Source organism: Streptomyces sp. NPDC026206, from assembly GCF_040638465.1.
Lineage (GTDB): Bacteria > Actinomycetota > Actinomycetes > Streptomycetales > Streptomycetaceae > Streptomyces.
Genome location: NZ_JBEZYL010000008.1, coordinates 81,682 through 102,172 on the forward strand (window position 1 = coordinate 81,682; position 20,491 = coordinate 102,172).

Here is a 20,491-nt window from a genome sequence, read left to right on the forward strand (position 1 = left end):
CCCTCGTCGGCTCCGGCCCCCCGCACCCGCCTGGTGCGCTGTCACGATCATGCAGTGCGAGGGGGTCTACCGTCGATGGTATGCGGCCGACTGTCAGTGACGGGCCGTAGGGTCTCTGTCATGGATACCGCCACCGATAATTCCGCCGGGCAGTCCGGCGAGCCGGCCGGGGACCGCTGCGCCGCCCCGTCGGGGGCCGTGCGCCCGGCCTCGCTGTCGCCGTCGCGCGCGGCCGATTTCATGCGGTGCCCGCTGCTCTACCGCTTCCGGGTGATCGACAAGCTGCCGGAGAAGCCGAGCCCGGCGGCCACACGCGGCACGGTGGTGCACGCGGTGCTGGAGCGGCTCTTCGACGCGCCGGCGGCCGAGCGGACGGCACCGCGGGCGCGGGGGCTGGTGCCGGGCGAGTGGGAGAAGCTGCTGGCGGGCCGGCCGGAGCTGGCGGAGCTGTTCCGCCGGGAGGACGGTTCGCACGACGAGGAGCAGCTGGCGACGTGGCTGGGGGACGCGGAGCGGCTGGTCGAGCGGTGGTTCGAGCTGGAGGACCCGACGCGGCTGGAGCCGGCCGAGCGGGAGCTCTTCGTGGAGACCGTGATCGAGGGTGCGGGCGAGGCGGGGCTGAAGCTGCGGGGCATCGTCGACCGGGTGGATGTGACGCCGTCGGGTGACGTGCGGATCGTGGACTACAAGACGGGCAAGGCCCCGGCCCCGCAGTACCGGGGGGACGCCCTGTTCCAGATGATGTTCTACGCCCTGGTGGTGTGGCGGCTGCGCGGCCGGGTGCCGCGCCGGCTGCAGCTGGTCTATCTGGGCAGTGGCGATGTGCTCACGTACGACCCGGCCGAGGCGGAGCTGCTGGCGGTGGAGCGCAAGCTGCGCGGCCTGTGGGAGGCGATCTCGCTGGCCACGGAGACGGGCGACTGGCGGCCCCGGCCGACGAAGCTGTGCGGCTGGTGCGACCACAAGGCCCTGTGCCCGGAATTCGGTGGCACTCCCCCGCCGTACCCGCTGCCCGTGCCCGCGCAGCGCGTGGAGTCCGCGCCCGGACCGGCTGCCCCGGGCGAAGCGGGTCAGGGCAGAATGGAGCCGGTCTAGCGAAGGAGTTCTCCTGTGGCGATCCGCGTCCTATTGGTCGATGACCAGCCGTTGTTGCGCACCGGCTTCCGCATGATCCTGGAGGCCGAGCAGGACCTGGCGGTCGTCGGGGAGGCCGGGGACGGTCTGCAGGCGCTCGACCAGGTCCGGGCGCTGCAGCCCGATGTGGTGCTGATGGACATCCGGATGCCCCGCATGGACGGCGTCGAGGCGACCCGGCAGATCACCGGGCCGGAGCGCGACGGCCCGGCGAAGGTGCTGGTGCTGACCACCTTCGACCTCGACGAGTACGTGGTGGAGGCGCTGCGCGCGGGGGCCAGCGGCTTCCTGCTGAAGGACGCGCCCGCCAATGAGCTGGTGCAGGCGATCCGGGTGGTGGCGGGCGGCGAGGCGATGCTGGCGCCGAGCATCACACGGCGGCTGCTGGACAAGTACGCCGGGCATCTGCCGTCGGGCGAGGAGCCGCTGCCGGACACGCTGCACACGCTGACCGAGCGTGAGGTCGAGGTGCTGAAGCTGGTGGCGCGCGGCCTGTCGAACGCGGAGATCGCGGCGGATCTGTTCGTCAGCGAGACGACGGTCAAGACGCATGTGGGGCACGTCCTGACGAAGCTGGGCCTGCGGGACCGGGTGCAGGCCGCGGTCTACGCCTACGAGAGCGGACTGGTACGCCCCGGCGCGCAGTAGCGGCACCGGGGCGTCCTGGGGTCGGAGCCGGTCAGGACTCCTTGGCGGCCTTGCTGATCTCCCAGAATCGGAAGACGGTCGAGGCGTCGAGGGTCCACTGGAGACCGGAGATGCGGCCGTTGGCCACCGCGTACTGCTTGCCCTGCCACAGCGGCAGCACGGGCACCTCGTCGGCGACGGTCTTCTGCAGCCTGATGAAGTCGCTGACGGTCGCCGGGCGGCTGCCCTGGGCGGCAGTGGCCGGCAGGATGCCGGCTATCTCCTTGGACTGGTAGTTGTTGGCGAGGACGTTGTCCTCGCCGAAGAACGGCGCGGTGAAGTTGTCGGGGTCCGGGTAGTCGGGCACCCAGCCCTTGACGTAGACGCCGTACTTCCCGGCCTCGATGCCCTTCTCGTACTCCTCCAGGGGGACGCTCTGGACGTCCGCCTCGAAGAGGCCGCTGGCGTTGAGCTGCTTGGCGATCTCCTGGAACTCGGCCACGGTGGCGGGGCCGTAGCGGACCGGGGTGGCCCACAGGGTGAGCTTGACCTTGCCGGTGACGCCCGCGGACTTCAGGGCGTCGGCCGCCTTGTCGGGCCTCGGCCGGTCCCCGTAGAGGTCGAAGAACGGCGTCTTGTGGCCGGTGATCCCGCTGGGGACGACGGAGTACAGCGGCTCGGCGGTGCGCTTGTAGACGTCCCGCACGAGGGTGCTGCGGTCGACGAGGTAGGCGATGGCCTTGCGCACGCCGACCTTGCCGACCACCGAGTCCTTGGTGTTGAAGACCAGGTGCTGGACCTCGGCGCTGGTGCCCTCGACGACCTTGAGACTGGTCTTGTCACCGAGGGAGGCGGACTCCAGGTCGGCGATGTCCTTCATGGCCAGACCACGGTAGGCGAGGTCGACGTCGCCCTTCTGGACGGCGGACTTCAGCGCGTCCTGCTGACCGTGGAAGAACTTGATGGTCATGCCGTTGTTCTGCACGGTCGCGGCGCCCTGGTAGGAGCCGTTGACCTTGAAGACGGCCTTGGACTTGTCGAAGGACGACAGCTTGTAGACGCCGGAGCCGATGGCCTTGCCGTCGGACCGGAGCTTGTTGGCCGGGTACTCCGTGTGGTCGACGATCGATCCCGCGCCGGAGGCTATCTTCTGCGGGAATGTGGCGTCGGACCGCTTGAGCTGGAAGACGACGGTCGACTTGTCCGGCGTCTTGATGTCCTGGATCGACGAGAGCATCGTCGCCGCCGGACCGTTCTTGTCGTTGATCTTCAGCGTGCGGCGGAAGGAGAAGGCGACGTCCTCGGAGGTGAGGTCGTGGCCGTTGCTGAACTTCAGCCCGTCGCGCAGCTCGCACTGGTAGACCGTGCTGGTCTCGTTCTTGAACTTGCAGCTCTTGGCGGCTTCCGGGACGGGCGTGGTGCTGCCCTTGGGGAAGGCCATCAGCGACTGGAAGACGTTGTTGAACAGAAGCCAGGAGCCCGGGTCGTAACCGGATGCCGGGTCGGTGGCGAGCACCTCGTCCGACATTCCCATGACCACCGACTCCCCGGTGCCGGCCGCCTTGCCGTCTTCCGATCCGCACCCGCTGAGCAGGGCGGCGGCAAGCCCCGCGCCGAGCGGGGCGGCGAGCCACTGGTCACGTTTCCTCACGTGCACGTTCCTCACAGTTCCTGTATCGCTGAAGAGACCGTCTGAAGCTGTAGAACTCGTTCTGTGGAGCTTGGTGGAGCGGGTGGAGCGGGTTGATCAGGTGGAGCGGTGGAGCGGGGTGTCACGCGCCGCGGCCGAGCTCCCACGGCTGCAGCTCGGAGGAGGCGTTGAGGGCCCACTCGGCGCCGGTGATCTTGTCGCGGACCGCCACGTACTGCTTGCCCTGCCACAGCGGCAGCACCGGGACCTCGTCGGCGACGATGTCCTGGGCCTGCTGGAAGTACTTGGCGGCCCCGTCGCGCTGGGACGCCTGGCGCGACTGCGGGATCAGTTCCTCGATCTTGGAGTTCCGGTAGGCGGAGCCGAGGAAGTTGTCCTTGCCGACGAACGGTGCGACGTAGTTGTCGGGGTCCGGGAAGTCGGGGAACCATCCCATGCCGTAGACGGCGTACTTGCCCTTGGCAGCCTCGGGGCGGAAGTCCGACCACTTGACGCCCTGGAGCTTGACGCTGAAGAGGCCGCTGGCGTTCAGCTGCTTCTGGATCGTCTTGAACGCCTTGGCGGTGGCCTCACCGTAGTGGTCCGTGGTGTAGGTGAGGGTGATCGGCACCGATGAGGTGACGTTGGCGTTCTTCAGGATGGAGCGCGCCTTGTCGACATTGGGCTCGCCGTACCTGTTGGCGAACGCGTTCTGGTGGCCGGTGATACCGGTCGGCACCATCGAGTACAGCGGCTCGCTCGTACGGTTGTAGTCGTCGCGCGTCAGGGTCTGCCGGTCGATCAGCTGGGCCATGGCCTGGCGCACGGCCTTGGACTTCACGGAGGAGTCCTCGGTGTTGAAGGCCAGGTAGCTGATCTCCTGCCCCGGCGACTCGAGCAGGCGGACGCCCTTCTCCGCCGAGGAGCGCAGCCGGCCGATCTGCTCGGGCAGCATGGCGCGGTTCATGATGTCGATGTCGCCGTCCCCCAGCGCCTTCTCCATCACCTTGGAGTCGTCGTAGAAGCGCATCTCGACCTTGTCGTTCTGCATCTTCACGGAGCCCTTGTAGTCCGGGTTCTTCGTGAAGGTGGCCTTGACGACGCGGCCGTCCTTCTGCTCGGTCTTCAGGGTGTACGGACCGGAGCCGACGGTCTTGAAGCCGTTGCCGAGCTTGTTCTTCTCGTAGGACTCGCTGTCGACGATGGCCGCGGCCGGCGTGGCGATCTTCTGCGGGAAGGTCGCGTCGGGCGACTTCAGGTGGAAGACGACCTCGCGCTCGCTGGGGGTCTCCACGACGTCGATGACGTTCAGCAGCGCCACCGGGCCGTTCTCGAAGTTGATGGCCCGGGCGCGGTCGATGGAGAACTTGACGTCCTCGGCGGTCAGCGCGTGTCCGTTGGAGAATTTCAGGCCCTCGCGCAGGGTGCACCGGAACTGTTCGTTGTTGCGGTCCGCGAAGGAGCACTTCTCGGCCGCGTCGGCGACGGGGGCCGTGCCGGAGCGGGGCAGCCGCAGCAGGGTCTGGAACGTGCTGTGCAGGACGTTCCAGGCGCCGATGTCGTACGCGGCCGCCGGGTCGAAGGGCGCGGGCGCGTCGGTGGTCTCCTCGAACCGGTCGGTGGTCCCGACGACGATGGCCTTGGCTCCGCCGGCTCCCTCGCTCCCGCCACAGGCGACGAGTACGGGGGCCAGCAGGCCCGCCACGGCGGGCAGGACCAACGTCTTGCGGTTCATTGTCTGGGGTTCTCCCTGTGGTGCGTTCGGTGCCCGGACCTTACCGATACCTGATGTGCTGGTCATACGGGCAGCCGTGAAGTTCTCGCGAAAAGATTAGTGCGCGCGGCCACCGGCCCCGGAACATGATGAAGTTGATGCGATATCACGCGGTGATAACGGCAGGCGAATGTCCGATATCCGGACGCCGGAACGATTCCGGCACTGGTTGATCAATCGGGACACAAGGGTGCGCTTCAGCCTCCGTGAGAGCACTTTCGCGAGCACGCAAGCCGACGCGCGGACATCAGGGCCGGTGACGAACGTCACTTCTTCGAGGGCGCCCTCGCCCGGAGGAATTCGGCCGCCGTATTCGTCACGGAAAACAATCGGCCGAGCGCCCAGAGTTCTTGGTCATTCCGCACCGCACGCTCGGTGCATCCCCGCCGTCAGACCGTGATCAGGCCACGGAGAAAAGAGAGATCGACATCCTCGAGCGAGCCGACGACCGTACGGCCCAGGGCCGGCGGGATCGGCGCGAGGGACGGCACCGCCACCACCCGGCACCCCGCCGCCTCCGCGGCGGTGACGCCCGTCATGGTGTCCTCCACGACGGCGCACCGGGCCGGATCCACCCCCAGCCGGGCGGCAGCCAGCAGGTACGGGTCCGGATGCGGCTTCGTACGGGCCAGCTCGTCGCCCGCGACGGTCAGGGTGAAGTGCTGCGGCCCGAGGCTGTGCAGCACCCGGTCGATGATCGTCCGGTGCGAGGCCGAGACCAGGGCCGTGGGCACCGAGTGGGCCGCGAGCTCCGCCAGCAGCCGCCGCGCGCCCGGCATCAGCGGCACGCCCCGGCCGATCATCTCGGCGAAGCGGGTGTTCAGGAGCACGCTCAGCTCGGCGACGGCGATCCTGGCGCCCGTCGCCTTGATCAGGAAGGAGGCGCTGCGCGTCATCGGGCCCCCGACCACGACCTCGCGCCACTCCTCCAGCAGCTGGTGCCCCAGCTCGGCGAAGACGGCGACTTCCACCTCCCACCAGAAGCCCTCGGTGTCGACCAGCGTGCCGTCCATGTCGAGCAGGACGGCCTGCAGGGCCGATGCCGCCGAACGGGTGTCGACTGCGGGAATGGTGCTGGTCATCCGCACACCTCCTGAGGGGACGAGAAGGCCGGTCCGCGCACCCTGTGACAGGTGCAGCGAACCGGCCTTCACCGGACCGACAAGTGTACGACCGACCGTTACGGTGCGTCGCGTCAATATCCCGTGAACGTCAGCCCACGGGGCGCACGGGCCTCAGCCCTCGCCGTCCGGGCCGTCCACGTCCTCCTCCGGGGCCGCACCGGCACCACCGGTGCCCCCGGCCCCCTCCGCACCGGCCTCTTCGTCCTTGGCCTTCCGGCGCGGGGGCCGCGTACGGCCGCTGGTGGTGTCGCGGAGGTACGAGCCGTCCCGGCCGCCCTCGGCCAGGCCGGGCTCGGCCGCGAGGCCGCCGGCCTGGCCCGGCTGTGCGGGGCCCGGCTGCCCGTCCCGGCGGCGCAGATAGCGCTCGAACTCGCGCGCGATGGCCTCACCGGAGGCCTCCGGCAGATCGGCGGTGTCCCGCGCCTCCTCCAGCGACTGCACGTACTCCGCGACCTCGCTGTCCTCGGCCGCCAGCTGGTCCACTCCCAGCTGCCAGGCCCGGGCGTCCTCGGGGAGCTCGCCCTGCGGGATGCGCAGGTCGATCAGGTCCTCCAGGCGGTTGAGCAGGGCCAGGGTGGCCTTCGGGTTCGGCGGCTGGGAGACGTAGTGCGGCACGGCGGCCCACAGGCTCACCGCCGGGACTCCGGCGTGGGTGCACGCCTCCTGGAGGATGCCGACGATGCCGGTCGGGCCCTCGTAGCGGGACTCCTCCAGATCCAGGCTCCGGGCCAGGTCCGGGTCGGAGGTCACCCCGCTGACCGGCACGGGCCGGGTGTGCGGGGTGTCGCCGAGCAGGGAGCCCAGGACCACGACCATCTCCACGCCCAGCTCGTGGGCGAAGCCCAGGATCTCGTTGCAGAAGGAGCGCCAGCGCATGCTCGGCTCGATACCGCGCACCAGGACCAGGTCGCGGGAGGCGCCCTTGCCGTCGGCCCCGCCCGTGCGCACCACGGAGAGCCGGGTGGTCGGCCAGGTGATCTTGCGTACGCCGCCGTCGAGCCAGACCGTGGGCCGGTTGACCTGGAAGTCGTAGTAGTCCTCGGCGTCGAGCGCGGCGAAGACCTCGCCCTTCCACTCCCGGTCCAGGTGCGCGACCGCACTGGACGCGGCGTCACCGGCGTCGTTCCAGCCCTCGAAGGCACAGATCATGACCGGGTCGATCAGCTCGGGAACCCCCTCAAGCTCGATCACCCAGCGCCTCCTTCCGACCGGGGCGCACGGGTTGGGTCCGTGGCGCCGCCGGTTGCCGTTCCGTGCAGTTGCGGTTGCCTTGCGTGTGCCCCCAGCCTACGACTTCGAAGACCCCGGTTCGCAGCCCCTGAGGGGGAGGGACTTTCAGCCACGCACACCCCATCCGGCGCGGTAGGCACGCCAGTCCGCCTCGGTGGCCGCGAAGTCCACGTACAGCGCCAGCCCGAACCGCTGCCGGTGCCGGTCCTCGCGGCTGAGCCCCAGGCGGGTGCCGCGCACGGCGGCCGCGGCGGTCTCGGCCCGGCTCTGGTGGCCGAGATTGTCGGTGTGGTAGAAGGGCACGCCCATCAGCAGATCCGTTTCCTTGGGCGTGACCTGCAGGGCGAGGGTGGTCTGCCGGGCCACGTAGCCGCCGTAGAGGTTCTCCCACGGCAGCGCGGTGTCGTAGGACATGACGGCTATCTGGTCCGTACGGCGGGCGACCTTGCCGAAGTAGCTCTGTGTCCACCACTTCTGGCCGCCCCACAGTCCCGAGGCGCTGTGCATCGAGGGCAGCGGGTCGATCTGCTGGGCGGCCACCGACAGCACTCCGCCGGCCGAACGCACCGCCGGGCGCAGCGAGTCCAGCAGCTTCAGGAAGTCGTCGTCACCGGTGGGTACCGGCTCGACGTCCAGGTGCACGCCCTCGAACCCGGCGCCCATGACCTGCCGGGCGCTCGCCACGACCGCGTCGCGTGCGGGCGCCGAGGCCAGCCGCAGCCCGCCGCCGCCCCGGCGGACCAGCTTGTCGCCCAGCCAGGCCTGCACCCGTACGCCCGGCAGTTCGCGGTGCACGGAGTCGATCAGCCAGCGGGCGTTGCGGTAGGCGGAGGGGGGCAGGGTGCCGTCGTGCTCCAGTGGGCCCGCGTGCACGTACAGGTCGCGGATGCCGGTGTCGCCGATCCGCTTGCGCAGCCGGGCCAGGTCGGCCGGGCCGCGCCGGCCGTCCACCCAGGCGTGCCCGAGCCACACGGCGTCGCGGCCCCGGGTGACGGCCTCGTCCGCGGGTGCCCCGGCGTAGGAGGCCCGTAGCGCGCTGCCCGCCGCCACGACGGGTGCCAGCACCAGCAGGAGCAGCGCCAGTGCGATGCGCGTCACCAGGCGCCTGCGCGGCAGCCTGCGGCGTGTCTTTGGCCGGTTCATGTCGCCCCCTCTTCCCTCCGAGGGACGAGCGGGGGCGCGCGTTGGTTGCCTGCCGGTGCCGACGCGCGGAGGGGAGGGGCGCCGGGCGCCCCTCCCCTTTCGTCACTGCGTCGTGAGGTCAGCTCTTGTCGCCGAGCATGTCCTTGACGCGGGTGCGGACGTCCTCGGTGTCCAGACCGCGGACCGTCAGCGTGGTACGGCGGCGCACGACGTCGTCCACCGTCTCGGCCCACTCGTGGTCACGGGCGTAGACGACCTGGGCCCAGATCTCCGGGCCGTCCTCGTGGATCCGCTCGCCGAGCGAGGGGTCCTCGTTGACCAGGCGCGCGATGTCGAAGGCCAGCGAGCCGTAGTGCGTGGCCAGGTGGCGGGCCGTCAGCGGGTCCATGCGGCTGCCGGGGTCGCGGTCCACGAGCAGGCGGTGGGCGACCGCGTTGGGGTTGGCGACACCGGGCAGCGGGGTGCGGCGGACCAGGCTGGAGACGGGCTCCATGTCCTCGGTCAGCGGGCTGCCCGGCACCTGCGCGAGCTTCTTCATGACCGTGCGGCCGATGTGGCGGTAGGTCGTCCACTTGCCGCCGGCGACGGAGAGCATGCCGCCCTTGCCCTCGGAGACGACGGTCTCGCGCTTGGCCTGGGACACGTCGCCGGGGCCGCCGGGCAGCGCGCGCAGGCCGGCGAAGGCGTACGTCATCAGGGAGGGGTCGAGGTCCGCGTCCTTGATGGAGAACGCCGCCTCGTCCAGGATCTGCTGGATGTCGGCCTCGGTGGCGTGCACGTCCGCCGGGTCGCCCTCGTACGCGGTGTCGGTGGTGCCGAGGAGGAGCTGGTCCTCCCAGGGCAGGGCGAAGGTGATGCGGTACTTGTCGATCGGGGTGGCCATGGCGGCCTTCCACGGCGACTTGCGCTTCATCACGATGTGCGCGCCCTTGGACAGGCGGATCGACGGCGCGGCGCCCTTGTCTTCCAGCTTGCGCAGGTGGTCCACCCACGGGCCGGTGGCGTTGAGGACGACACGCGCGTCGATGCCGAACTCGGTGCCGTCGGTGCGGTCCTTGAGGTCGGCGCCGGTGACCTTGCCGTGCGTGAAGCGCAGGCCGGTCACCTCGGCGTGGTTGAGGACGACCGCGCCGGACTCGACGGCCGCGCGGACCGTCATGACGGCCAGGCGGGAGTCGTTCATCTGGTGGTCGTAGTAGACCGCGACGGCCTTGAGGTTGTCCGTGCGCAGACCCGGGTTGTCGGCCTGGGCCTTGGCCGGGGAGATCACCTTGCCGACGCCGTCGCCGAAGGCGGACAGCGCCGAGTAGGCGAACACACCGGCGCCGAGCTTGGCCGCGCCCACCGGCCCGCCCTTGTAGACGGGCAGGTAGAAGGTGAGCGGGTTGACCAGGTGCGGGGCCACGTCCTTGGCCAGCACCCGGCGCTCGTGGTGGTTCTCCGCGACCAGCTTGACCGCGCCGGTCTGCAGGTAGCGCAGACCGCCGTGGACGAGCTTGGAGGACGCGGAGGAGGTGGCGCCGGCGAAGTCACCGGCGTCCACCATCGCGACCCGCAGTCCGGCCTGCGCGGCATGCCAGGCCACCGAAGTGCCCAGGATGCCGCCGCCGATCACCAGGAGGTCGTACGTCGCGTTGGACAGCCTGTCCCGGGTCTCGGCGCGGCCCGGGGTGGTACCGGCGGCCGGGTGCGTTCCCAGGGTCGGAACGCTCTGCGGGGTTGTCATGATTACTCCTCGTCCTCGATCCAGCCCATGGTCCGCTCGACGGCCTTGAGCCAGCTCTTGTACTCGCGGTCACGCGTTTCCGCATCCATGCGGGGGGTCCACTCGGCGGCACGGCGCCAGTTGGCACGCAGCGCGTCGGTGTCCGGCCAGAAGCCGACGGCGAGGCCGGCGGCGTAGGCAGCGCCGAGGCAGGTGGTCTCCGCGACCATCGGGCGCACCACGGGGGCGTCCAGGAAGTCCGAGAGCGTCTGCATCAGCAAGTTGTTGGAGGTCATGCCGCCGTCGACCTTGAGCGCGGTCAGCTCGACGCCGGAGTCCTTGGTCATGGCGTCGGTGATCTCGCGGGTCTGCCAGGCGGTGGCCTCGAGCACGGCGCGGGCGATGTGCGCCTTGGTGACGTAGCGGGTCAGGCCCGCGATGACACCGCGCGCGTCGGAGCGCCAGTAGGGGGCGAACAGGCCGGAGAAGGCCGGCACGAAGTAGGCGCCGCCGTTGTCCTCGACGGAGCTGGCGAGCGTCTCGATCTCGGCCGCGCTCTTGATGAGGCCCATCTGGTCGCGCATCCACTGCACGAGGGAGCCGGTGACGGCGATGGAGCCCTCGAGGGCGTAGACCGGCTTCTGGTCGCCGATGCGGTAACCGACGGTCGTCAGCAGGCCGTTGTAGGACTGGACGGGCTCGTCACCGGTGTTCATCAGCATGAAGGTGCCGGTGCCGTAGGTGGACTTGGCCTCGCCCTTCTGGTAGCAGGTCTGGCCGAAGAGGGCCGCCTGCTGGTCGCCGAGCGCGGAGGCGACGGGGACGCCGGCGAGGGCGCCGTCCTTGGCGCTGCCGTAGACCTCGGCGGAGGAGCGGATCTCCGGCAGCACGGCGGCCGGGATGTCCATGGAGGCCAGGATGCGCTCGTCCCACTCCAGGGAGCGCAGGTTCATCAGCATGGTGCGGGAGGCGTTGGTGACGTCCGTGACGTGCACGCCGCCGTCGACGCCGCCGGTGAGGTTCCAGATGACCCAGGAGTCCATGGTGCCGAAGAGGATGTCGCCGCGCTCGGCACGCTCGCGCAGGCCCTCGACGTTGTCCAGCAGCCAGCGGACCTTGGGGCCGGAGAAGTAGGAGGCCAGGGGGAGGCCGGTCTCACGGCGGAAGCGGTCCTGGCCGACGTTGCGGCCGAGCTCCTTGCACAGGGCGTCGGTGCGGGTGTCCTGCCAGACGATGGCGTTGTAGACCGGCTCGCCCGTGTTCTTGTCCCACAGCAGCGTGGTCTCGCGCTGGTTGGTGATGCCGATCGCCTTGACGTCGGCGGAGGTGATCCCGGCCTTCTCGACGGCGCCGGCCACGACCTCCTGGACGTTCGTCCAGATCTCGACGGCGTCGTGCTCGACCCAGCCCGGCTTCGGGAAGATCTGCTCGTGCTCCTTCTGGTCGACGGAGACGATGCGGCCGTCGCGGTCGAAGACGATGCAGCGGGAGGACGTGGTGCCCTGGTCGATCGCGGCAATGAACGGACCGTGGCCGTGGCTGCCGGTGGTGTCGGTCATGGTGTGTCTGCTCCTGGGAGTCTGAAGGTCTCGGCGGGTGCTCAGAAGGCGAGCTTGTGGATGCCTGCGGCGAGGGCGGCGCCGACGAGCGGGCCGGCCACCGGGATCCAGGCGTAGCTCCAGTCGGAGCCGCCCTTGTTCGGCAGCGGCAGCAGCGCGTGGGCGATGCGGGGGCCGAGGTCACGTGCCGGGTTGATCGCGTAGCCGGTGGGGCCGCCGAGCGAGAGGCCGATGCTCACCACGACGAAGGCGACCATCAGCACGCCGGTGCCGCTGACGGCCAGGCCCTTGGTCTGACCCTGGGTGAGGATGGCGAGCACCAGCACCGCGGTGGCGATGATCTCGGTGGCCAGGTTCTGCACCACGTTGCGGATCTCGGGGCCCGTGGAGAAGATGCCGAGCACCGGGCCGGCCTTGGGGGCGGCGGTCTGGTCGACCATGCCCTCCTGCGGGTTGAGGCTGCCGACGATCTCGGGGTCGGTCAGGTGGGCCTGGAACTGTCCGTAGTACGTGACCCACACCAGGGTGGCGCCGAGTATGGCGCCGAGCAGCTGGGAGCCGATGTACAGCGGCACGTCGCTCCACTCGACCGCGCCGTCGATCGCGAGACCGAGGGTGACGGCCGGGTTGAGGTGCGCGCCGGACGGCTGGGCGATGTACGCCGCCGCCAGGACGGCGAAGCCCCAGCCGAACGTGATGGCGAGCCAGCCCGCGTTGAGTGCCTTAGAGCGCTTCAGAGTGACGGCGGCACACACGCCGCCGCCGAGCAGAATCAATACTGCGGTACCGATGAACTCACCGGTGAAGATGTCGGAGCTGGACACCCGCGACTCCTTTGTCCTTCGTCCAGGGGAAGGCGAACCCCGGGTCCCTCCGGTGGTCCGCGCCCTCCGAGAGGGCGTTGATCGGTCCCGTGGCACTGCACACCATAGCGAATATTGTCGTCAGGTGTTCGACAATGCCGACCGATGAACGGCAGCTTCCTGCACGGTTAAGGGCGCGTCAAGGGCTCTGTGACCGGAAACTCCCGGCCATCTGGCCTTAAATCTACGTTCGGATACCAGCCGGTAACGGGCCGGTCTCGGGCACCTCCGATCGGGCTCATTATCCGACCGGACCACCTGTTTTCAGAAGCGTCCGGCACCAAGATCGCGGGAGACCGCACGCGCGCAGTCCCGCACCGCGGCGACCAGCTGCGCCCGCAGCTCGCCGCCCTCGCACACCCGCTCCACCGCACCCGTGATGCCCACCGCGCCGACCGGCATCCGCCGCCGGTCGTGAATGGGGGCGGCGACGGACGCGACGCCCGCCCATGTCTCCTCGACGTCCGCCGCCCAGCCGCGGGCGCGGGTCAGGTCCAGCACGCCCTCCAGGTCGGGCAGGGCCGTCACCGTCCGCGGGGTGAACGCCTCGCGGTCGTTCTCGGTGACCTCCGAATGCGCCACCGGGTCGTAGGCGCACAGCACCTTGCCGAGCGCACTGCTGTGCAGCGGCTGCATCGCGCCGACCTCCAGCACCTGGCGGCTGTCGTCGGGGCGGAAGACGTGGTGGATGATGAGGACGCCCTGTTGGTGGAGGACACCGAGATAAACGCTCTCGCCGCTGGAGCGGGCCAGGTCGTCCGCCCAGACCAGGGCGCGCGCCCGCAGCTCGTGCACGTCCAGGTAGCTGTTGCCCAGCCGCAGCAGCTCGGCCCCGAGCTGGTAGCGCCCCGAGGCGGGGTCCTGCTCGACGAAGCCCTCCTGCTGCAGCGTCCGCAGGATGCCGTGCGCGGTACCCTTCGCCAGCCCCAGCGCGGAGGCCACGTCGGACAGGCCGAGCCGCCGCTCGCCACCCGCGAGCAGCCGCAACATCGCCGCCGCCCGCTCGAGCGACTGGATGGTCCGTGCCATCGAGCTACCTCCTCACCCGCCGCCCGGCTCTCCGTTCGGCAATGCTGAACACTATCGGCCGATGCCGACCAGGGGGTACTGGACAGCAGCCATGACCATGATCATCCAGATGGTCCCTCCGGCCCAATCCGGGTGGCCGGGTCCATGGTGACCCAGGCCGTCCAGGGGATGGGACGCCCTCTGCCGCCGACGGTGCCGCCAGCTACGCTTGCCGCGTACGCCCCCCTGCAGGGAGGGCGTAAAGCCGACAGCCGTCGCACACCCGGGAGCATTTCCATGGCCTCGCACACGCCATCGACCCTTTCCGCCCGAGCCGCGCAACTGCGCGAGGCCCTCGCCACCCGAGTGGTGGTGGCCGACGGAGCGATGGGCACGATGCTCCAGGCGCAGGACCCAACCCTCGAGGACTTCCAGCAGCTCGAAGGCTGCAACGAGATCCTCAACGTCACCCGCCCCGACATCGTGCGCTCGGTGCACGAGGCCTACTTCGCGGTCGGCGTGGACTGCGTGGAGACCAATACCTTCGGCGCCAACCTCGCCGCGCTGGGCGAGTACGACATCCCCGAGCGCATCTTCGAGCTCTCCGAGGCCGGCGCCCGCATCGCCCGCGAGGCCGCCGACGAGTACGCCACCGGCGACGGCCGCACGCGCTGGGTGCTGGGCTCGGTGGGACCCGGCACCAAGCTGCCGACCCTGGGACACGCCCCGTACGGCAGGCTGCGCGACGCCTACCAGCAGAACGTCGAGGGCCTGATCGCGGGCGGCGCCGACGCGATCCTGGTGGAGACCACCCAGGACCTGCTGCAGACCAAGGCCTCCGTCATCGGCGCCCGGCGGGCGATGGAGGCGGCGGGCGCGGATGTGCCGCTGCTGGTGCAGGTGACGGTCGAGACGACGGGCACCATGCTGCTCGGCTCGGAGATCGGTGCGGCCCTCACGGCACTGGAGCCGCTCGGCATCGACATGATCGGCCTGAACTGCGCGACGGGCCCCGCCGAGATGAGCGAGCACCTGCGCTACCTCTCCCGGCACGCCCGCACCCGCGTCTCCGCCATGCCCAACGCCGGCCTGCCCGTCCTGGGCAAGAACGGCGCGCACTACCCGCTCTCGCCGGCCGAGCTGGCGGACGCGCACGAGACGTTCGTCCACGAGTACGGGCTCTCCCTGGTCGGCGGCTGCTGCGGCACCACCCCCGAGCACCTGCGCCAGGTCGTCGAGCGGGTCCGCGACCTGACGCCCACCGAGCGCAGCCCGCGCCCGGAGCCGGGCGCCTCCTCGCTCTACCAGACCGTCCCCTTCCGCCAGGACACCTCCTACCTCGCCATCGGCGAGCGGACCAACGCCAACGGCTCGAAGAAGTTCCGCGAGGCCATGCTGGCCGGCCGCTGGGACGACTGCGTCGAGATGGCCCGCGACCAGATCCGGGAGGGCGCGCACCTGCTCGACGTGTGCGTCGACTACGTGGGCCGCGACGGCGTCGTGGACATGGCCGAGATCGCCGGCCGCTTCGCCACCGCCTCCACGCTGCCGCTGGTGCTGGACTCCACCGAGCCCGCGGTCCTCCAGGCGGGCCTGGAGAAGCTGGGCGGCCGGGCCGTGATCAACTCCGTCAACTACGAGGACGGCGACGGGCCGGACTCCCGCTTCGCGAGGATCACCCGGCTGGCCGTCGAGCACGGTGCGGCGCTGATCGCGCTGACGATCGACGAGGACGGCCAGGCCCGTACGCCCGAGCACAAGGTCGCCGTCGCGGAGCGGCTGATCGCCGACCTCACGGGGAACTGGGGGGTGCAGGAGTCCGACATCATCGTTGACTGCCTCACCTTCACCATCGCCACCGGCCAGGAGGAGTCCCGCAAGGACGGCATCGCCACGATCGAGGCGATCAGGGAGCTCAAGCGCCGGCACCCCGATGTCCAGACGACGCTGGGCCTGTCCAACATCTCCTTCGGCCTCAACCCGGCCGCCCGCATGGTCCTCAACTCCGTCTTCCTCAACGAGTGCGTCGAGGCCGGCCTGGACTCGGCCATCGTGCACGCCTCGAAGATCCTGCCGATCGCCCGGCTGGAGGACGAGCAGCGCGAGGTCGCCCTCGACCTCATCCACGACCGGCGGCGCGAGGGATACGACCCGCTGCAGCGGTTCCTGGAGCTGTTCGAGGGCGTGGACACCAAGTCCATGAAGGCCGGCAAGGCGAAGGAGCTGCTGGCCCTCCCGCTGGACGAGCGGCTCCAGCGGCGCATCATCGACGGTGAGAAGAACGGCCTGGAGGCCGACCTGGACGAGGCGCTGCTGGGCCGTCCCGCGCTGGAGATCGTCAACGACACGCTGCTGGAGGGCATGAAGGTCGTCGGTGAGCTCTTCGGCTCCGGCCAGATGCAGCTGCCGTTCGTGCTGCAGTCGGCCGAGGTGATGAAGAACGCGGTCGCCTACCTGGAGCCGCACATGGAGAAGTCCGACGCCGAGGGCAAGGGCACGATCGTGCTGGCCACGGTCCGCGGCGACGTCCACGACATCGGCAAGAACCTCGTCGACATCATCCTCTCCAACAACGGTTACAACGTCGTCAACCTCGGCATCAAGCAGCCGGTCTCGGCGATCCTGGAAGCCGCCGAGGAGCACAGGGCGGACGTCATCGGCATGTCCGGGCTCCTGGTGAAGTCCACCGTGATCATGAAGGAGAACCTGGAGGAGCTGAACCAGCGCAAGCTGGCGGCGGACTACCCGGTGATCCTGGGCGGTGCCGCGCTGACACGGGCGTACGTCGAGCAGGACCTGCACGAGATCTACGAGGGCGAGGTGCGCTACGCCCGCGACGCGTTCGAGGGCCTGCGTCTGATGGATGCGCTGATCGCCGTCAAGCGCGGCGTGCCGGGCGCGTCGCTGCCGGAGCTCAAGCAGCGGCGGGTGCCGAAGCGGACCGTCGCCGTCGAGGAGGCCGAGGAGCCGGAGGGCTCCGTGCGCTCGGACGTCGCCACCGACAACCGCGTTCCCGAGCCGCCCTTCTGGGGCACGCGGGTCGTCAAGGGCATCCCGCTGAAGGACTACGCGTCCTGGCTGGACGAGGGCGCGCTGTTCAAGGGCCAGTGGGGCCTGAAGCAGGCCCGTACGACCGGCCCCACGTACGAGGAGCTGGTGGAGACCGAGGGCCGGCCGCGGCTGCGCGGCTGGCTGGAGAAGCTGCATACGGAGAACCTGCTGGAGGCGGCCGTCGTCTACGGCTACTTCCCCTGCGTGAGCAAGGGCGACGACCTCATCCTCCTGCATGAGGACGGCACCGAGCGCACCCGCTTCACCTTCCCGCGCCAGCGCCGCGGCCGGCGGCTGTGCCTGGCGGACTACTTCCGCCCGGAGGACTCCGGCCAGCGGGACGTGATCGGCCTTCAGGTCGTCACGGTCGGTTCGCGGATCGGCGAGGCGACGGCGGAGCTGTTCGCCTCCGACTCCTACCGCGACTACCTGGAGCTGCACGGCCTGTCCGTCCAACTGGCGGAGGCACTGGCCGAGTACTGGCACGCGCGCGTCCGCTCGGAGCTGGGCTTCGGTGACGAGGACCCCGACGACGTCGAAGACATGTTCGCCCTGAAGTACCGTGGCGCCCGCTTCTCCCTGGGCTACGGCGCCTGCCCCAACCTGGAGGACCGCGCCAAGATCGCGGACCTGCTGCAGCCGGAGCGGATCGGCGTACAGCTCTCGGAGGAGTTCCAGCTGCACCCCGAGCAGTCCACCGACGCGATGGTGATCCACCACCCGGAGGCGAAGTACTTCAACGCCCGCTGAACCGGGCGCGCCGGCGCCCGGGGGCCCCGCCGGTTTGCGGGGCCCCCGGGCGGCTGGGCCGCACAGGGGAACGCTGTGCCCCGGCCGGGGCCCGCCCGCCCGCCGTCCGCGTCCGGCACCGCACCAGGTGCGAACCTGACGTCGTCCGGCAAGAGACCGACGATCGGGAACTCCACATGGGCGGTTCGCAGACCCCTCCCCCTCCGACCCTCGAAGAGATCCAGGCCGCCCTCGGCAAGCGCCTGGACGACGTGGCCAAGATCCTCGCAGGCGCCCTCGTGGCGGTGGCCGGCATCATGACCACGCTCGGCCTCACCAGCCGGTTCGTATTCGTCGCCCTCAACAACAGGTCGTGGCCCATCTACGTGGCCTCGCTGTGCGCCATCATCGCCATCGTCTGCAGCATCGCCGCCCTGCTCATCCGCCCCACGGGCCGCGGGGTCCTGTGGGAGACGGGCGTCCTCGTCCTCGGCGTCGTCTTCTACATGACGTCCCTGAGCGTGGCCGTGGTCGGCGCCGCCCAGGCCGCGGGCGGCAACGGCCGCCCGACCATCACCGAGGTCAGACTCGACGGCCCCCGCTCCCACATGAGGCTGCACTTCAACATCCACGCGGACGGCGTGCAGAAGTGGGCGCGGATCGCGGTGGCCGTGACCCCCGAAGGCCTTCCTGACGACAAGAAATCGCATGACCTCTACTGGAGCATGCTCCGGCCGGACGACCAGGGCGAGGTCGACCAGCGGATCGACGTCCCGCTCGTGCCTCCTGCGGGGGTCTCGCTCATCGACATCTCGGCCTCCAACCCCGAGGAGCCAAGAGGGGAGGAGTGCGAGTCGAAGTCGGAGCACGGCCCCGCCTGCACGACGCTCACCCTCGGCTAGTGCTCTGACCACATAGGTTCGCCGGGTCGGGGTCCGGGTCTGCACCCACGGGTTGCCACGCAGACACTCCAGCGACCGCACCCGCAACCGCTGCGCCGTCCGCGCCGCACTGGCAGCAGTCCACAGCCTGGCTACGTCCCTGGCTGCGTAATCGCTTGCCGCGACTTGCCTTCCCCACCCGCAGCCTCCCCCTACCGCAACGGCTGGTGCGTTGACCGCGAAGGTCGGCCGGGTAGGCCCAGGCCCGCGTATCGGCGTAGAGAAAATCTCACTGGATCAGGTCCGTATGCGGATGGTCTGGCGATGCCGGGCAGGCGTAGAGCTGCAGATCGTAGCCCCCGGCGATCTCGACTTTGGCCGGGGTCGCGGGGTGAGGGTTGGCGGTGGAGGGTGTGCTGTGGGCTTGCTCCTCGTACGGGATCCAACTGCGGGTGCTGTCGTCCCATTCGGTCGAGGCGATGGTCAGTAGCGGGTCCATCTCGGCGTCGCAGGCGGGGCAGACCCGGGGGACGGGGTCGGTGAGGCCCCAGCGCGTCCAGCCGCCGGTCTTCCAGCCGGGAGCGACGGACAGCATATTCCGGTAGAACTCCTGCGGGGCGGGCGCGTAGGAGCTGTCCGGAGCGGCGCCGGCTGCCTGCCACGTGCTCCAATCTCCTAGCCGTTCCTGCAACTCCTTGCTCAGCTCCATGGGGTGGGCGTATTCGGTGGTCGGCTCCGGGTCGAGCAGGCACGGCTCCGGCACGTAGCCGCCTAGCTGAACCACGGCCGGCTCCGGAGGTGTGGTGAGGACGTCGGTGACCGCGGCGGCGGACCGCCAGAACAGCGCGGTCCTGGGCTTGGGCTCCGGCGGGTGGTCGTAGGGGCACCACAGCACCTGCAGCAGGTCGGCCTGCCCGGGCGGGCGCAGCAGAGGGATGTCGCGCGCGTACACACGGTGACGTTGCCCGCGTGGTCCGGGGTTCTGGTGACCAGCTCCGTCACCCGCACCGTGGTCATCCTAGACGTGACGGTATGTTCCGCCGGGCCCGTCGTGACGGCGCTTATGCGGTCGGCAGGATGCGCGGGCGCGGCGGCGGCCGTCGCTGTGCCACCGAATGCGACAGCGGCTGCCGTTGCGGCCACGGTCGCCCCTGACAGGGCACGGCGCAGCCTGTTCGGCTTTCGGTCCCGTCCTCCATGGTGGCGACGTATACCTGGTAAAGACATGATCGTCCCCTCTCGCTTTTCTGGTTGATACGGCCTGCCCGTAACGGAGTTGCCCGGGGCTCATCCCGACGCTGCCGGGCCGGCCACCGGGCGTGGTGAGCCATCAGCTACGGATTGCTCGGCAGGGCGGCAGGCGAGCGTTTCTACCGCGCCGCTACACGCCTGGTCTGCTTAAACGACGGCCGGCTCTGGCGTTCGAGCTCACGGACGGTCCAGCAAACGCGCGCCTGATCGCGGTTCACCAGGGATTTCCCTGTGCTGAGCAGATGAGGCCCTGGGCGGGCCTGCCTCTCCTCCGGTAGACGGCGTTGCCTGAAGCGAGACGCGGCATCAGTGATAGGCGCGACGAAGGTCGGCCAGCTTGCCCTGGACATGGTCTCCTCAACCGAAATGCCTGCCTCCGGCCCGGACAGAGCCTCCAGAGAGCAGGCGCGCCGCCTTCGCTGGATTCCCTTCGCCGTACCAGCGACGGTCTGCCTCCGTTGTTCATAGAGCTGTTCGGGCAAGCGCGCAAATACCCAGCCCGCCATGACCCACCGAAGGAACTCGATTTCGGAACCCGAAAGTTGACCGAATGCCGTGACTGTTTGGTGGCACTCGGACGCACCGGCAAACGACGAGGAACTGTAATGGCAGTCGCTGATCGTCGGGTTGGCGGCAGCAGATTCACGGCCAATCAGCCCATGTGCACGATGGTGGCGGCGGATCATATCTCCGCCCATGAAATTCTGATTGAACCCGGGCAGGTCAAGGCCGCCGGACAGCCCATGAAGGGCCATGCGTTTCGCCCCGGACCGACTGATTCC

The 20,491-nt window shown here is 69.9% G+C and carries 15 protein-coding genes; 4 read left to right on the forward strand and 11 right to left on the reverse strand.

From position 1 onward, the window contains the following. Window positions 1-120: 120 nt before the first annotated feature. Both AB0F13_RS14340 and AB0F13_RS14345 read left to right on the forward strand, forming a co-directional pair. Window positions 121-1,095 (forward strand): PD-(D/E)XK nuclease family protein, encoded by a 975-nt coding sequence (locus AB0F13_RS14340; RefSeq protein ID WP_362080480.1) that lies wholly within the window; start codon window positions 121-123, stop codon window positions 1,093-1,095. 15 nt (window positions 1,096-1,110) lie between these two features. Beyond that, complete coding sequence (locus AB0F13_RS14345; protein WP_362080482.1) at window positions 1,111-1,782, forward strand: response regulator transcription factor; 672 nt, start codon at window positions 1,111-1,113, stop codon at window positions 1,780-1,782. 31 nt (window positions 1,783-1,813) lie between these two features. Here the strand turns inward: AB0F13_RS14345 and AB0F13_RS14350 are convergent, their stop codons facing one another. From AB0F13_RS14350 to AB0F13_RS14390, 9 genes are all read right to left on the reverse strand, one after another. Continuing rightward, window positions 1,814-3,412, reverse strand: coding sequence for an ABC transporter substrate-binding protein (locus AB0F13_RS14350; protein WP_362080485.1), 1,599 nt, complete (start codon window positions 3,410-3,412; stop codon window positions 1,814-1,816). Window positions 3,413-3,533: 121 nt separating this feature from the next. Beyond that, window positions 3,534-5,126 carry an ABC transporter substrate-binding protein gene (locus AB0F13_RS14355; RefSeq protein ID WP_362080488.1) on the reverse strand — a complete coding sequence of 531 codons (1,593 nt, stop codon included), beginning with the start codon at window positions 5,124-5,126 and terminating at the stop codon, window positions 3,534-3,536. A gap of 428 nt (window positions 5,127-5,554) precedes the next feature. After that, the gene (locus AB0F13_RS14360) at window positions 5,555-6,247 is read right to left on the reverse strand and encodes an HAD family phosphatase (protein WP_362080491.1); all 693 of its coding nucleotides are present in this window, start codon (window positions 6,245-6,247) and stop codon (window positions 5,555-5,557) included. Window positions 6,248-6,400: 153 nt separating this feature from the next. Continuing rightward, complete coding sequence (locus AB0F13_RS14365) at window positions 6,401-7,480, reverse strand: PAC2 family protein (RefSeq protein WP_362080494.1); 1,080 nt, start codon at window positions 7,478-7,480, stop codon at window positions 6,401-6,403. A gap of 144 nt (window positions 7,481-7,624) precedes the next feature. Continuing rightward, window positions 7,625-8,662 (reverse strand): glycosyl hydrolase family 18 protein, encoded by a 1,038-nt coding sequence (locus AB0F13_RS14370; RefSeq protein ID WP_362080497.1) that lies wholly within the window; start codon window positions 8,660-8,662, stop codon window positions 7,625-7,627. A gap of 118 nt (window positions 8,663-8,780) precedes the next feature. Further along, window positions 8,781-10,388 (reverse strand): glycerol-3-phosphate dehydrogenase/oxidase, encoded by a 1,608-nt coding sequence (locus AB0F13_RS14375; protein ID WP_362080500.1) that lies wholly within the window; start codon window positions 10,386-10,388, stop codon window positions 8,781-8,783. A gap of 2 nt (window positions 10,389-10,390) precedes the next feature. Continuing rightward, the gene (gene glpK / locus AB0F13_RS14380; RefSeq protein ID WP_362080503.1) at window positions 10,391-11,926 is read right to left on the reverse strand and encodes a glycerol kinase GlpK; all 1,536 of its coding nucleotides are present in this window, start codon (window positions 11,924-11,926) and stop codon (window positions 10,391-10,393) included. A 41-nt stretch (window positions 11,927-11,967) separates the two neighbouring features. Next, a complete protein-coding gene (locus AB0F13_RS14385; RefSeq protein ID WP_362080506.1) occupies window positions 11,968-12,750 on the reverse strand; it encodes an MIP/aquaporin family protein in 783 nt (260 codons plus the stop codon). A 303-nt stretch (window positions 12,751-13,053) separates the two neighbouring features. Next, on the reverse strand, window positions 13,054-13,818 hold the full coding sequence (locus AB0F13_RS14390; protein ID WP_362080509.1) for an IclR family transcriptional regulator: 765 nt from the start codon (window positions 13,816-13,818) through the stop codon (window positions 13,054-13,056). A gap of 276 nt (window positions 13,819-14,094) precedes the next feature. Between AB0F13_RS14390 and metH the strand changes: the two genes are divergently transcribed. After that, window positions 14,095-17,598, forward strand: a complete 3,504-nt coding sequence (gene metH, locus AB0F13_RS14395; protein WP_362080512.1) for a methionine synthase — start codon at window positions 14,095-14,097, stop codon at window positions 17,596-17,598. Between the two features lie 176 nt (window positions 17,599-17,774). Next, window positions 17,775-18,479 carry a hypothetical protein gene (locus AB0F13_RS14400; RefSeq protein ID WP_362080515.1) on the forward strand — a complete coding sequence of 235 codons (705 nt, stop codon included), beginning with the start codon at window positions 17,775-17,777 and terminating at the stop codon, window positions 18,477-18,479. A gap of 268 nt (window positions 18,480-18,747) precedes the next feature. On the opposite strand, the gene AB0F13_RS14405 is transcribed toward AB0F13_RS14400, so the two are convergent. Together AB0F13_RS14405 and AB0F13_RS14410 are read right to left on the reverse strand one after the other, a co-directional pair. Then, a complete protein-coding gene (locus AB0F13_RS14405; RefSeq protein WP_362080518.1) occupies window positions 18,748-19,410 on the reverse strand; it encodes a hypothetical protein in 663 nt (220 codons plus the stop codon). Between the two features lie 418 nt (window positions 19,411-19,828). Beyond that, entirely contained in the window at window positions 19,829-20,464 is a 636-nt protein-coding gene (locus AB0F13_RS14410; protein WP_362080521.1) for a hypothetical protein, read from the reverse strand. Window positions 20,465-20,491: the final 27 nt, after the last annotated feature.

Excerpts from the sequence above, each read along its gene's own strand:
- AB0F13_RS14340 (WP_362080480.1), top strand. The coding sequence starts at position 121 with ATGGATACCGCCACCGATAATTCCGCCGGGCAGTCCGGCGAGCCGGCC.
- AB0F13_RS14355 (WP_362080488.1), bottom strand. The coding sequence starts at position 5,126 with ATGAACCGCAAGACGTTGGTCCTGCCCGCCGTGGCGGGCCTGCTGGCC.
- AB0F13_RS14360 (WP_362080491.1), bottom strand. The coding sequence starts at position 6,247 with ATGACCAGCACCATTCCCGCAGTCGACACCCGTTCGGCGGCATCGGCC.
- AB0F13_RS14370 (WP_362080497.1), bottom strand. The coding sequence starts at position 8,662 with ATGAACCGGCCAAAGACACGCCGCAGGCTGCCGCGCAGGCGCCTGGTG.
- AB0F13_RS14375 (WP_362080500.1), bottom strand. The coding sequence starts at position 10,388 with ATGACAACCCCGCAGAGCGTTCCGACCCTGGGAACGCACCCGGCCGCC.
- glpK (WP_362080503.1), bottom strand. The coding sequence starts at position 11,926 with ATGACCGACACCACCGGCAGCCACGGCCACGGTCCGTTCATTGCCGCG.
- AB0F13_RS14390 (WP_362080509.1), bottom strand. The coding sequence starts at position 13,818 with ATGGCACGGACCATCCAGTCGCTCGAGCGGGCGGCGGCGATGTTGCGG.
- metH (WP_362080512.1), top strand. The coding sequence starts at position 14,095 with ATGGCCTCGCACACGCCATCGACCCTTTCCGCCCGAGCCGCGCAACTG.
- AB0F13_RS14400 (WP_362080515.1), top strand. The coding sequence starts at position 17,775 with ATGGGCGGTTCGCAGACCCCTCCCCCTCCGACCCTCGAAGAGATCCAG.
- AB0F13_RS14410 (WP_362080521.1), bottom strand. The coding sequence starts at position 20,464 with ATGGCCCTTCATGGGCTGTCCGGCGGCCTTGACCTGCCCGGGTTCAAT.